Annotated in this window: 12 protein-coding genes; 6 read left to right on the plus strand and 6 right to left on the minus strand. The window is 67.6% G+C overall.

Annotated elements, in window-relative coordinates; translation table 11 throughout:
* Positions 1-30: 30 nt before the first annotated feature.
* Positions 31-858, minus strand: a complete 828-nt coding sequence (locus GJG85_RS14160) for a ferritin-like domain-containing protein (protein WP_011546143.1) — start codon at positions 856-858, stop codon at positions 31-33.
* Between the two features lie 326 nt (positions 859-1184).
* On the minus strand, positions 1185-2825 hold the full coding sequence (locus tag GJG85_RS14165) for a gamma-glutamyltransferase family protein (RefSeq protein WP_124638746.1): 1641 nt from the start codon (positions 2823-2825) through the stop codon (positions 1185-1187).
* A gap of 211 nt (positions 2826-3036) precedes the next feature.
* Between GJG85_RS14165 and GJG85_RS14170 the strand changes: the two genes are divergently transcribed.
* A complete protein-coding gene (locus GJG85_RS14170; protein WP_034208319.1) occupies positions 3037-3816 on the plus strand; it encodes a DeoR/GlpR family DNA-binding transcription regulator in 780 nt (259 codons plus the stop codon).
* Between the two features lie 300 nt (positions 3817-4116).
* Positions 4117-4314: a hypothetical protein gene (locus GJG85_RS14175; RefSeq protein ID WP_050014609.1), complete on the plus strand. Its 198-nt coding sequence runs from the start codon at positions 4117-4119 to the stop codon at positions 4312-4314.
* Between the two features lie 91 nt (positions 4315-4405).
* On the opposite strand, the gene GJG85_RS14180 is transcribed toward GJG85_RS14175, so the two are convergent.
* Entirely contained in the window at positions 4406-4774 is a 369-nt protein-coding gene (locus GJG85_RS14180; protein ID WP_050014610.1) for a hypothetical protein, read from the minus strand.
* A gap of 162 nt (positions 4775-4936) precedes the next feature.
* On the opposite strand from GJG85_RS14180, the gene glpD reads away from it, so the two are divergent.
* The 3 genes from glpD (at position 4937) to GJG85_RS14195 (ending at position 8871) form a co-directional block, all read left to right on the plus strand.
* Positions 4937-6460, plus strand: coding sequence for a glycerol-3-phosphate dehydrogenase (gene glpD, locus GJG85_RS14185; RefSeq protein WP_124594603.1), 1524 nt, complete (start codon positions 4937-4939; stop codon positions 6458-6460).
* Between the two features lie 111 nt (positions 6461-6571).
* Complete coding sequence (gene glpK, locus GJG85_RS14190) at positions 6572-8074, plus strand: glycerol kinase GlpK (protein WP_050014613.1); 1503 nt, start codon at positions 6572-6574, stop codon at positions 8072-8074.
* A gap of 80 nt (positions 8075-8154) precedes the next feature.
* Complete coding sequence (locus tag GJG85_RS14195; RefSeq protein WP_050014615.1) at positions 8155-8871, plus strand: MIP/aquaporin family protein; 717 nt, start codon at positions 8155-8157, stop codon at positions 8869-8871.
* 60 nt (positions 8872-8931) lie between these two features.
* Here the strand turns inward: GJG85_RS14195 and GJG85_RS14200 are convergent, their stop codons facing one another.
* From GJG85_RS14200 to GJG85_RS14210, 3 genes are read right to left on the minus strand one after another with little or no spacing between them, the layout of a single operon-like run.
* Positions 8932-10182, minus strand: coding sequence for an FAD-dependent oxidoreductase (locus GJG85_RS14200; protein WP_204383399.1), 1251 nt, complete (start codon positions 10180-10182; stop codon positions 8932-8934).
* A gap of 4 nt (positions 10183-10186) precedes the next feature.
* Positions 10187-10495: a non-heme iron oxygenase ferredoxin subunit gene (locus GJG85_RS14205; protein WP_011546150.1), complete on the minus strand. Its 309-nt coding sequence runs from the start codon at positions 10493-10495 to the stop codon at positions 10187-10189.
* Positions 10496-10529: 34 nt separating this feature from the next.
* Positions 10530-11612, minus strand: coding sequence for a fatty acid desaturase family protein (locus GJG85_RS14210; RefSeq protein WP_185722658.1), 1083 nt, complete (start codon positions 11610-11612; stop codon positions 10530-10532).
* 173 nt (positions 11613-11785) lie between these two features.
* Between GJG85_RS14210 and GJG85_RS14215 the strand changes: the two genes are divergently transcribed.
* Positions 11786-12850, plus strand: coding sequence for a LacI family DNA-binding transcriptional regulator (locus GJG85_RS14215; protein ID WP_050014623.1), 1065 nt, complete (start codon positions 11786-11788; stop codon positions 12848-12850).
* Positions 12851-12866 lie beyond the last annotated feature (16 nt).

Consider the following 12866-nt stretch of genomic DNA (forward strand, 5'->3'; position numbering starts at 1 on the left):
GCATACGCGCGACGGGCCGCCCCGCGGCGATCAGCGCAGGAAAACGTGCCGCGTGATCTTCGTGAGCGGATAGTGGACGCCCGGCTGGATCTTCGCGGGCAGGTCGAGCGGCTTGAGCAGCATCTTCACGCACATGTCGGCCGACAGGTTGCGCCGGACCAGCGAATTGATGCGCGCGGCGCGCTCGCGGTTGTACTGGCTGTCGCCGACGCGGTCCGGATAGCGGATCGCGAACACGTGGCGCAGCGCGATCTCGGAATCCTCGTTCTTGATTTCCATCACGCGGCGCGCAAGCGCACCGAGCACCGCGAGCCGGCCGTTGCCTTCGACCTGGTTGTACTTCTTGAAGAACTTGAAGAAGTGCTTGTAGTGACGCACTTCGTCCGTGCGGATGTTGTCGGTGATTTCCTTCAGCACCGGCTCGTCCGAGCATTCGTTGATCGCGCGATAGAGCGTGGCCGTGCCCGTCTCGACGACGCAGCGCGCGACCATTTCGAGCGCGCGGGTTTTTTCGAATGCCTCGACCGAGCACGTCTTCGAATACTCGGCGAAGAAATTCGCGAAGGCCGTATCCCAGTCGAACTCGGGCCACACGTGCGCGATATACGCCTTCAGCGCGCGGCCGTGCTGCAATTCTTCGGGCTCCCATGCATTGTTGAGCCATGCGGAGACTTCCGGATCGTCATTGAAGAATTCGCTCAGATTGCTCGTATAGAGATCCGAGCCGCTTTCGATGAACGACGACGCGCACAGCAGCAGTAGCAGATCCTCGTTCGCGGCGGCACGCTGACGATCGATCCGGTTCAGGTCGATGTCCTCGATACGCCACGGCATCACATGCGTCGTTTTGGTGTCCATGGTAGTGCGCTCCCAGTCGTCGCGCGGAGGCCGGCCCATGCCTGGGGCACAGGCGCCAGCCGATCCGCAGGCGGCGTTTTACTTGCGTTTATAGTGAGTCGGTCCGGCCGAACCATCCTGGCATCTTAGCCGGACTTTGAAGTTCGTGCTCCAGAGCACTGACCATACCCGACACGCGCAGTTCCACGGCGTCTGTTGCCGTTCGTTAGACGAGTCCTTCAAACCGCTTGCGCGCGGTCGACGAGATCCGCCGCATCAAACGAAACGGGCGGCCACCGGGCCGCCCGTAATGCTGGACAACTGCAAAGAAAGCCGGAAGCGATCCGTCAGAAACCGGCCGCGAGCCCGTCGCGCCGGCTGTCGCTCGCGGCCACGTAGCCGCGCTCGGGATCGTCGGGATCGAGGCGCCACACGAACTGCCCCGAACCGAAATCCATGTAAGGATCGTCGATCGACTGGATCGTATGGCCGCGGGCGGCCAGCGCGTCGACCGTCGCGCGGTTCATCGTCGCCTCGACGTCGAGCGTGAAGTCGCGATTGACCTTCCAGCGCGGCGCGCAACACGCGGCCTGCGGCTGCTGGCCATAGCCGAGCATCCGCACGACGGTCTGCAGATGGCCCTGAGGCTGCATGTCGCCGCCCATCACGCCGAAGCTCATCACGGCCTCGGTGCGGCCATTGGCTTCCTCGGTAACGAACGCCGGGATGATCGTGTGGAACGGCCGCTTGCCGCCCCCGACGACGTTCGGCGAAGCCGGGTCCATCGAGAAGCCGTGCCCGCGGTTCTGCAGCGCAATGCCGGCGCCGGGCACGACGAGCCCCGAGCCGAAGCCCATGTAGTTCGACTGGATGAAGCTCACCATCATCCCGCGCTCGTCGGCCGCCGACAGGTAGATCGTGCCGCCCGAATGCGGACGGCCGGCGGCGAAGTGCGTCGCACGCGCGCGATCGATCAGCTTCGCGCGTTCGGCGAGATACGCATCGTCGAGCATCTGTTCGGGCGTGACGTCCATCGCGCGCGGATCGGCGACGTAGCGATAGACGTCGGCGAACGCCAGCTTCATCGCCTCGATCTGCAGATGCTGCGAATCGACCGAGTCGACCGGGCACTCGGTCACGCCCGCCTGCTCGGCGATGCCGAGCGCGATCAGCGCGGCGATGCCCTGCCCGTTCGGCGGGATCTCGTGAATCGTGTGACGGCCGAAGCGCTTGCCGATCGGCTCGACCCATTCCGGCCGGTACGCGCGCAGGTCGGCTGCGGTCAGCGCGCCGCCGCCTTCGCGCGCGAACGCGGCGATACGCTCGGCGAGCGCGCCTTCGTAGAACGCCCGCGCGCCGTCCTTCGCGAGCGTGCGCAGCGTCTGCGCATGACGGGGCAGGCACACGCGTTCGCCGACGAGCGGCGCGCGGCCGCGCGGCATGAAGGTGTCCGCGAAACCGGGCAGGCCCCGCAGTTCGGGGACGGCCGCCGCCCACTTGTGCGCGACGATCGGCGGCACCGAAAAGCCGCGCTCCGCGATCTCGATCGCCGGCTCGAGCAGGTCCGCGAACGGCAGTGAACCGAACTTCGCGTGCAGCGCTTCCCAGCCCGCGATCACGCCCGGCACGGTGACGGTGTCCCAGCCGCGGGTCGGCTTGTTCGCGTTGCCGCGCGCGTCCTCGCCGTGACGCTTGCGGAAGTAGTCGACGTTCCATGCGGCCGGCGCGACGCCCGATGCGTTGAGCCCCGACAGTCGGTCGCCATCCCATACGAGCGCGAACGCATCGCCGCCGAGCCCGCACGATACGGGCTCGACGACCGTGATCGCGGCGGCCGCGGCCAGCGCCGCGTCGACCGCGTTGCCGCCCTTCCACAGCATCCGCAGCCCGGCCTGCGCGGCCAGCGGATGCGACGTCGACACGACGTTGCGCGCGAACACCGGAATACGGGTCGACGGATACGGGTTGTGCCAGTTGAAGCCACTCATCGAGACCACCTCGTCGAAAGCTGAATGAACGGGCCCGTGCGAACGGGCAATCCGCCATTGCAGCGCGATCGGCGCGATCGCACAAATTCATTTGTCACATGAATCCATGCCATTTCCGCATGAATCATGCGCGCCGATGTCCGGCAGGCCGGCCGAACGCCGTTGCCGCCCTTACAATACCCGCTCCGTCTCACGACACGACCATCGAGCCATGACCCGAGATCCCCGCCTCACCCTCAACGCGCGCCAGCAGGAATTGCTCGAATGGGTGCAGCGCGACGGCTTCGTGACCGTCGACGATCTCGCCGCGCACTTCGCGGTCACGCCGCAGACGATCCGCCGCGACGTGAACTGGCTTGCCGACCTGAACCTGCTGCGCCGCTATCACGGTGGCGCGAGCCTGCCGACCAGCTCGGAGAACGTGTCGTACACCGCGCGCCAGCGGATGTTCCACGACGAGAAGCGGCGCATCGCGGCGCTCGCGGCGTCGCACATCCCCGACCAGGCGTCGCTGTTCATCAACCTCGGCACGACGACCGAGGAAGTCGCGCGCGCGCTGAACCGCCATCACGGGCTGCACGTGATCACGAACAACCTGAACGTCGCGTCGATGATGAGCGGCTACCCCGACTGCGAGGTGCTGATCACGGGCGGCATCGTGCGGCCGTGGGACAAGGGCATCGTGGGCGAACTCGCGATCGACTTCATCCGGCAGTTCAAGGTCGACTACGCGATCATCGGCACGTCGGCGATCGAGGCCGACGGCACGCTGCGCGATTTCGACACGCGCGAGGTGCGCGTCGCCGAGGCGATCATGCAGCATGCACGCACGGTGTACCTCGTCACCGATCATTCGAAGGTCGGCCGCCCGGCGCTCGTGCGCCAGGGCCATCTGAGCCAGGTGCACGCGCTCTTCACCGACAAGCCGCTGCCGCCCGACATGGCCGATACGGTGGCCGCCGCCGGCACCCAGGTGTACGTCGCGGAATGACGGTTGCGATGCTGCACCGCACCTGAAACTTCAAGTGAAATCAAGAAGTTGGCGCCGCGCACGAACCGCTTGCGGCATGCCCTTCTGTCAAACGGAAAATTAACGGGGCACGATTTGTCGTTGCGTGTGCGCTCGACTAGACTCCAGTTCCCCGGCCCGTTCGCCGATCCGCCTGTGCCAGGGCGGTGCGAACTGCAGGGCCGGCGAATACAGCTTTCCCCCCAAGCCATACCCCGCGGGGTATCGCGCGTCGGCGTATGCGCCGGCCGCGCGGGCAGTCCGATTGCCATGGAGAGAACGATGCTGAGTCCGCATGAATTCGCCACGCTCTTGCTTGTGAAGGACGCGCCTGATCAGCGCGACATGGATCGGGATGAACTGGACATCCTGCTCGAACAACAGCTCGTCCGCCTGGAAGGGCTCGGCTCGGGGCGCAGATACTGCGTGACCGAGACCGGCGACGCCACGCTGCGATCCGTCAAGTACCGCTATTCGTAAGCCCCGCTGTTCCCGACCTTGACCTGATCGCGCGGCCGGCATCCGGCCGCGCGGTCGTTTCCGCCTCCCGGCCCGTTCGTCGCCGCCGGCTTCAACCGCCGCGCAGCGTCGGATCGACCGCCGCCCGCCAGCTGATGGCCTGCGCGCGCGCTCCGTTGAAATACGCGATCCAGCCCGCGCGCGCCGCCGCGTCAGGCGCCACATAGTGGGTCGAAAGTTCGTTTACGAACGCACAATAGTTCGCTTCGGTCAGCCCGCGATACCGTTTCGCGACGTACGCGTCGTACAGCGTCGAATAGACCGGCTGCGCGTCCGCGCCCCAGTCGCGCACGGCGCCGCCGCACGACGTCTGCAGGTCGACGAACGACGGCGCCCGCCAGTTGCCGGCGAGCGGCGGCGTACCCGCGCTGCACCCCGCCAGAAGGATGGCGCACACGCCGGCCCACATCCCAATACGCATGATTCACCTCGCGAAACGGTCGATTTCGCCAGTATCGTCCGGGATCGTGTCGCGCGCTACTGGCCCCGCTTTATCGAACTTTACTTTTTCGATTTCGTTCGTTAAATTTCGAATTCGAACATTTCATGTTCGCCCTATTTCAACAGACGATAAGGACAGCAGGTGACCCAACCGAATCGCTACGATCTGCTCGTCGTCGGCGGCGGCATCAACGGCGCGGGGATCGCGCGCGATGCGGCCGGCCGCGGCCTGTCGGTCATGCTCTGCGAGCAGGACGACCTCGCGTCGCATACGTCGTCGTCCAGCACGAAGCTGATTCACGGCGGCCTGCGTTACCTCGAGTACAACGAGTTCGGACTGGTGCGCAAGGCGTTGCAGGAGCGCGAAACGCTGCTGCGCGCGGCGCCGCACATCATGTGGCCGCTGCGCTTCGTAATGCCGCACATGCCGAACCTGCGCCCGGCCTGGCTGATCCGCATCGGCCTGTTCCTCTACGATCACCTCGCGAAACGCGAACTGCTGCCCGGCTCGCGCGGCATCGACATGCGCCGCCATGCGGCCGGCGCGCCGCTGATCGACTCGATCAAGCGCGGCTTCGTGTATTCCGACGGCTGGGTCGACGATGCCCGCCTCGTCGTGCTGAACGCGATGGATGCGAAGGAGCGCGGCGCCGAGATCCTCACGCGCACGAAGCTCGTGTCCGCCGAACGCCGCGGCGACGAATGGGAAGCGCGGCTCCAGCACGCCGACGGTTCGATCCGCGTCGTGCAGGCGCGCGCGATCGCGAACGCGGCCGGCCCGTGGGTCGGCGACGTGCTGCACGGCGCGCTCGGCCGCGGCGCGCATCACAGCGTGCGGCTCGTGAAGGGCAGCCACATCATCACGCGCCGCCTGTTCGATCACGATCACGCGTACATCTTCCAGAATCCGGACAAGCGGATCATCTTCGCGATTCCGTACGAGCACGACTTCACGCTGATCGGCACGACCGACGTCGAATACACGAACGATCCCGCGAAGGTCGCGATCGATCGCGACGAGACGCAATATCTGTGCGATTCGATCAACCGCTACTTCAAGCGCAAGATCTCGCCGGCCGACGTGCACTGGACCTATTCGGGCGTGCGCCCGCTGCTGGAAGACGAGAACGCGGCGAACGCGTCGGCCGTCACGCGCGACTATCGCCTCGAACTCGACGACGGCGCGGGCGCCCCGCTGCTGTCGGTGTTCGGCGGCAAGATCACGACGTTCCGCAAGCTCGCGGAAGAAGCCGGCGACATGCTGTGCCGCGCGCTCGGCCGCGACGCGAAGACCTGGACGGCCGGCGTCGCGTTGCCGGGCGGCGATATCGCCGACGCGAAGTTCGACGGGTTCGCCAGTGCGTTCGCGAAACGCCATCCGTGGCTGCCCGCCGCGCTCGCACGCCGCTATGCACGTGCGTACGGCACGCGTGCGGAGCGCGTGGTCGACAGCGCGACCTCGCTCGCCGACCTCGGCGCCGAAATCGCACCGGGCATCCACGACGCCGAACTGCGCTATCTGCGCGACGCCGAATGGGCGACCTGCGCACAGGACGTGCTGTGGCGCCGCTCGAAGCTGGGCCTGCACGTCGCGCCCGGCACGCTGGACGCCGTGACCGCCGCGGTCGACGCGTGGTTCGCCGCCGCGCATGCGCCGCACGCCTGATTCGAATGCACATTGCAGTTGCCGTTGCCTGACCGACGTTGATTCACCGACGCGCCGCCCACATGCGGCGCGCATCACAACTAAGCCAATCCACGGATGGAGATGAGAGACATGCAGGACCAGTACATCCTCGCGCTTGACCAGGGCACCACGAGTTCCCGCGCGATGCTGTTCGATCGCCAGGGCAACATCGTATCGATCGCCCAGAAGGAATTCGAACAGATTTACCCGCAACCCGGCTGGGTCGAGCACGACCCGCAGGAAATTTGGTCGACGCAAGCCGGCGTCGCCGCAGAAGCCGTCACGCGCACGGGCCTGAACGGCACGTCGATCGCCGCGATCGGCATCACGAACCAGCGCGAGACGACGATCGTCTGGGATCGCGAGACGGGCCAGCCCGTCTACAACGCGATCGTCTGGCAGGATCGCCGCACGGCCGACTTCTGCGACTCGCTGAAGAAGCAAGGGCTCGAAGCAAAGGTGCGCGCGAAGACCGGCCTGCCGATCGACTCGTACTTCTCCGCGACGAAGATCCGCTGGATCCTCGACAACGTGCCGGGCGCGCGCGACAAGGCGCGCCAAGGCAAGCTCGCGTTCGGCACCGTCGACAGCTGGCTCGTGTGGAACTTCACGAAGCACGAACTGCACGTGACCGACGTGACCAACGCGTCGCGCACGATGCTGTTCAACATCCACACGCGCGAGTGGGACAGCGAACTGCTCGAACTGCTCGACATTCCGCGCAGCATGCTGCCGGAAGTGAAGGCGTCGTCGGAGATCTACGGCCACACGAAGACCACCGTGTTCGCGTCGAAGATCCCGCTCGCGGGTATCGCCGGCGACCAGCACGCGGCGCTGTTCGGCCAGATGTGCACGACGTCGGGCATGGTGAAGAACACCTACGGCACCGGCTGCTTCCTGATGATGAACACCGGCGACAAGCCGATCGAGTCGAAGAACAACCTCGTCACGACGATCGCGTGGCAGATCGGCGACGACGTGCAGTACGCGCTCGAAGGCAGCATCTTCATCGCGGGTGCGGTCGTGCAGTGGCTGCGCGACGGCGTCGGCCTCATCAAGACGGCCGCCGAAATCGAAGCGCTCGCCGCGAGCGTGCCGCATACCGACGGCGTCTACCTCGTGCCCGCGTTCGCCGGCCTCGGCGCACCGCACTGGAACGCGCGGGCGCGCGGCTCGGTGTTCGGCGTCACGCGCGGCACGACCGCCGCGCACCTCGCGCGCGCGGCGCTCGATGCGATCGCGTACCAGTCGCTCGACGTGCTGGCCGCGATGGAAGCCGACTCGGGCATCAGCATCGGCGAGCTGCGGGTGGACGGCGGCGCGAGCGCGAACGACCTGCTGATGCAGTTCCAGGCCGACCTGCTCGGCGTCGACGCGGTGCGCCCGCAAATCACCGAGACGACCGCGCTCGGCGCGGCCTATCTCGCGGGCCTCGCGATCGGCTACTGGAAGAACCTCGATGAAGTGCGCGACCAGTGGCAGCTCGATCGCCGCTTCGCACCGTCGATGCCGAAGGAGCAGGTCGAACAGCGCATGGCCGGCTGGCAGCGCGCGGTACGCGCCGCGAAGGCATGGGCCGACGACACCCAGTAATCCGAACGACTTCAAACGACATACAACAACACCGGCGGACCGCGCAGCGCGCGAGTCCGCCGTGACTTCGAGAGACAATCATGTCACCTTATATTGCAGAATTCATCGGCACCGCGATCCTCGTGCTGCTCGGCAACGGCGCGGTCGCAAACGTGCTGCTGGCAAAGACCAAGGGCAAAGGCGCGGACCTGATCGTGATCGTGATGGGCTGGGCGATGGCGGTATTCGTCGCGGTCTACGTGACCGCGTCGTTCAGCGGCGCGCACCTGAATCCGATCGTCACGATCAGCCTCGCGCTCGCGGGCAAGTTCGCATGGTCGAAAGTCGGCGGCTACGTGCTCGCGCAGATGCTCGGCGGGATGGCGGGCGCGCTGCTCGTGTGGCTCGCGTATCGCCAGCACTTCGCGAAGGAAGCCGATGCGGACCTGAAGCTCGCGGTGTTCTGCACGGCGCCGGCGATCCGCAGCACCACACACAACGTGCTGACCGAAGCGATCTGCACGTTCGTGCTGATTCTCGGCGTGCTGTATCTCGCGTCGCCGCAAGTCGGCCTCGGCGCGCTCGACGCGCTGCCCGTCGGCCTGCTGGTGCTCGGCATCGGCATCTCGCTCGGCGGCCCGACCGGCTATGCGATGAGCCCCGCGCGCGACCTGTCGCCGCGCATCATGCATGCGCTGCTGCCGATCCCGGGCAAGCGCGACAGCGACTGGCGCTATGCGTGGGTGCCGGTAATCGGCCCGCTGCTCGGCGGCGCCGCGGCGGCCGGCCTGTATCTGCGCCTGCACGCGATGGCCTGATCGCGGTGTGGACGAAGCGCGCGGCGTGCGCTGCCGCGCGCTTCACTCCCTTCTTTTCGTCTACCGGTCATTCACGGCCGCCATCAGCGATTTCAGCTTCACCGCGACGTCCGCGACCGCGGCCGGCGCCACGTCGATCCCGCGTTCGACCAGCATCCTCGCGACGCGCATTTCCTTCACGAATCCCGCTGCACGGCCGAAACCGCTGGCCGCGACGAGCCGTGCGCCCGCATCGAAATGGAAATGAATTTCCGCGTCGTCGCCGAGCATGCGCGCGACCGACTGCGTGCCGAGCGCCGGCTCCCCGGCCACCTGCAACTGCGCATCGTATTGATCGGACCAGAACCACGGTATGTCGCGATACGGTTCGTTCGCGCCGAGCATGTTGCGGGCGGCGACGTGCGCCTGCGTATCGGCGCCGTGCCACGTCTCCTGTCGAATCGGCAATCCCGATAACGCGCTCGGAAACACCGCGACGTCGCCGGCCGCGTAGATGCCGGGCCCCGACGTCTCGAGCCGCGCGTTCACGACGATTCCGCGCTCGACCGCGAGGCCCGCGTCGCGCGCCAGTTCGTCGGCCGGTTCGATGCCGATGCCGGCCACGACCGTGTCGGCGAGCAGCGTGTCGCCGTCGTCGAGCACGACGGCCAGCGCCCCGCCCGCGGTTCGCTCGATCGCAATCGGCGTCCGGTTCAGACGAATCGCCACGCCCTGCTCGTCGTGCAGCGCATGCACGCGCGTCGCAATGGCTTCCGGCACCGCGCGACCGAGCAGCCGCGGCGCCGCATCGAGCACGGTCACGCGGCAGCCGCGCCGTCGCGCCGACGCCGCGACTTCGAGACCGATGAAGCCGCCGCCGATCAACACGATCCGCGCGTCGGGCACGAGCCGCGCGCCGAGCGCGGCCGCATCGTCGAGCGTGCGCAACGCGACTACGCCGTCGAGCGCCGCGCCGGGGATGGCCAGGCGGCGCGCACGGCCGCCGGTGGCCAGCAGCAGCGCGTCGTAGCCGAACACGTGCCCGCCCGACACGCGCACTTCGCGTGCATCCGGATCGATGCGCTCGACGGTCGCGACGACCCGCTCGATGCGATCGGCCGCCCAGGCTTGCGCCTCGCGCAACCGGCATTGCGCCGCGCTGCGCTCGCCCGTCAGCACGCCCTTCGACAACGGCGGCCGCTCGTACGGCGGATGCGGCTCCGCGCCGATCAGCACGATGCGCCCGCGCCAGCCGCACGCGCGCAACACCTGCGCCGCGCGGCCGCCCGCATGGCCCGCGCCGACGATCGCCATCACCCGGTCGCTCATCATCGCGTCATACCTCGATCAGGATGCGGCCGTCTTCGATCTTCGCGCGGTACGTGCGCAGCTTCTCGCACGCGGGCGCCGACAGCGGCCGGCCGTCGCGCACGTCGAAGCGGCCGTTGTGCTTCGGGCATTCGATCACGTGATCCATCACGAGCCCGTCCGCGAGATGCACCTGCTCGTGCGTGCACAGGCCGTCGCTCGCATACACCTCGCCGTCGATCCGGTAGATCGCGTACGTGCGGCCAGCATGATCGAAGCGCGCGACATCTTCGTCGTCGATGTCGTCGAGCGCGCCGGTGTCGATCCATTGCGTCATGGTGTGTCTCCTTCGTTGGCAGGTTCGATAGCGGTCATGCACGCGTGGCATCCGGCACCGGCCGCACGACGTAATCGGACGGATCGCGCGTCTGCCGGATCAGCGCCGGCACGATCTCCGCATATGCGGCCAGCGTGCTGCGGTACGGCGGCGGCATGTCGGCCTTCACGGCGTCGTGCAGCTTCGGTAGCGCATGGAACGGCACCATCGGGAACATGTGGTGCTCGACGTGATAGTTCATGTTCCAGTACAGGAAGCGAAACACCGGATTCATCATCACGGTCCGGCAGTTGCGCCGGTGATCGAGCACGTTCTCGGGCATGCCGGCGTGCTGCGTGAGGCCGAAGTACAGGTACAGCCACGCGCCGTAGAGGCTCGGCAGCCCGATGTAGAGCAGCGGCAGGATCGTGCGCCAGTAGACCGCGGCGCCCGTCACGAGCGCGTAGATCGCGAGATGGATGCGCGACTCGCGCACGACCTTCGGCCATTCCGATTCGGGCACGTAGGTGCGCTCCTCGTCGTCGAGCCGGCCCGTGAACGACACCGCGATCATCTTGCGCAGCTCGCCGGCCACGTGCTTCAGCGCGACGACGTTCAGCGCGAGCGCGAGCCAGTCGGTCGGCTTCGGCGCGGCGATTTCCGGGTCGCGCCCGACGACCAGCGTATCGGTGTGATGGCGCGCATGGCTCCAGCGCCAGGCAGTCGCGCGGCGGAACACCTGGAACGACGCGACCTGGTACAGCGCGTCGTTCATCCAGCGCGTGCGGAACGCGGTGCCGTGCCCGCATTCGTGCCAGCGCGAATCGGCCGGGCTGCAGTACAGCGTGCCGTACACGAAGAACGCCGGGATCGCCCATGCCGAATGCGCACGCCACGCCAGCCACGCGAGCGCGCCGCTGAGCGCAATCGCCGCGTACCAGATCAGCGTGTCGCGAATCGCACGCGCATCGCCGCGCTGCATCAGTTGCTTCATCAGCGGTCGCGGCACCGCGCATCGGTACCACGCGGCGTTGACGAGCCCGGCGGCCGCCGCGCGATCGCCGGCGCCGCCAATCATTCGGTATGCCTGACGGCGCGCCGCCGTGCGTTCGCGTGCCGGGTCGTCGGTATGGGCCACGTCTGTCTCCTGGGGGTCTTGTGCGCGGGAAGCGCGGCAAACGCTTCGCATAAGACCGAAATTAGGCGACCGGTCGCCCCGCCTCAATCGAAACGTTGACGAAATTTCGCCATCGCTTTAGCGTTCCCGACAACGCCACGCGGTCGATGGCGCCCCTCACGATGGAGACGACCATGGCAGGTGAATCGGGGCCGCGCTGGCGCAAGCGCACCGCACGCTTCGACGAGATCGCGGCGCTCGCCGGCGTCAGCACGACGACCGTCGATCGCGTGCTGAACGAGCGCGGCAGCGTCTCCGCGCAGGCGCGCGAACGCGTGGTGGCGGCCGCTCGCCAGCTCGGCGTGCCGCGCCAATTGCCCGACACGCGGCACGGGCTGATCCACGTCGACGTGCTGCTGCCCGACACCGACGCGCCGTTCTTCCGACGATTGCAGCAGGCGCTGCAGCGTTCGCTGCAAATGCTCGACCGGCGCGTGGTCGTGCACCGGACGATCCTGCCCGCCGCGGATGACGAGCGTGCCGCGACGCTGATCGAACGGCCCGCGTACCGGCGCGAGGCGCTGATCGTCACCGCGCACGACACGGCCCGCATGCGAGATGCGCTGGCCGGCGCGATCGCGCGTGGCGAGACCGTCGTCACGATGGTCACCGACATCGGCGGCATCGAACGCGCGCACTTCGCCGGCATCGACAACTACCGCGCGGGGCGCACGGCCGGCTACTACATCGGCCGCCTCGCGGCACGCCCCGGCCGCGTGCTGCTGCTCGGCGGGCGCATGGGCTACCGCGCGCACGCCGACCGGATGGCCGGCTGCCGCGATCAGCTCGCCGACGCGTTCGCCGCCGTGCGCTGCGACGACGCGCCGGTCGAGACGCTCGACCAGGACGACCGCTGCTATCGCGCGGTGACGAGGGCGCTGCAGGCGCACGACGACGTGGTCGCGATCTACAACAGCGGCGCCGGTTCGGCCGGCATCGAAGCGGCGCTGCGCAAGGCCGGCGCGCTCGGGCGCGTGGTGTGGATCGGCCACGAGATGATCGACCTGCACCGCACCTTCATCGAAGCCGGCGCGATGGATCTCGCGATCGACCAGGATCCGGACGGACAGGCGATTTCCGCGCTGCAGCACGTGCTGCATGCGTGCGGCATCGTCGAACAGTCGCCGCCGGACGACCCCGTCGAATTCCGCGTGTTCTGCCTGGCGAACGTGAGGACGAGCGCATACCTGCAGGCGTGAATCGCGCCGTGCGACG

It is taken from the genome of Burkholderia sp. MS389, from assembly GCF_016899425.1.
Classification (GTDB): domain Bacteria; phylum Pseudomonadota; class Gammaproteobacteria; order Burkholderiales; family Burkholderiaceae; genus Burkholderia; species Burkholderia sola.

What these genes read in the sequence shown, in the direction of transcription:
- GJG85_RS14160 (WP_011546143.1), bottom strand. Translation starts at nt 858, where the DNA reads ATGGACACCAAAACGACGCATGTGATGCCGTGGCGTATCGAGGACATC.
- glpK (WP_050014613.1), top strand. Translation starts at nt 6,572, where the DNA reads ATGCAGGACCAGTACATCCTCGCGCTTGACCAGGGCACCACGAGTTCC.
- GJG85_RS14175 (WP_050014609.1), top strand. Translation starts at nt 4,117, where the DNA reads ATGCTGAGTCCGCATGAATTCGCCACGCTCTTGCTTGTGAAGGACGCG.
- GJG85_RS14205 (WP_011546150.1), bottom strand. Translation starts at nt 10,495, where the DNA reads ATGACGCAATGGATCGACACCGGCGCGCTCGACGACATCGACGACGAA.
- GJG85_RS14165 (WP_124638746.1), bottom strand. Translation starts at nt 2,825, where the DNA reads ATGAGTGGCTTCAACTGGCACAACCCGTATCCGTCGACCCGTATTCCG.
- GJG85_RS14200 (WP_204383399.1), bottom strand. Translation starts at nt 10,182, where the DNA reads ATGATGAGCGACCGGGTGATGGCGATCGTCGGCGCGGGCCATGCGGGC.
- GJG85_RS14180 (WP_050014610.1), bottom strand. Translation starts at nt 4,774, where the DNA reads ATGCGTATTGGGATGTGGGCCGGCGTGTGCGCCATCCTTCTGGCGGGG.
- GJG85_RS14215 (WP_050014623.1), top strand. Translation starts at nt 11,786, where the DNA reads ATGGCAGGTGAATCGGGGCCGCGCTGGCGCAAGCGCACCGCACGCTTC.
- GJG85_RS14170 (WP_034208319.1), top strand. Translation starts at nt 3,037, where the DNA reads ATGACCCGAGATCCCCGCCTCACCCTCAACGCGCGCCAGCAGGAATTG.
- GJG85_RS14195 (WP_050014615.1), top strand. Translation starts at nt 8,155, where the DNA reads ATGTCACCTTATATTGCAGAATTCATCGGCACCGCGATCCTCGTGCTG.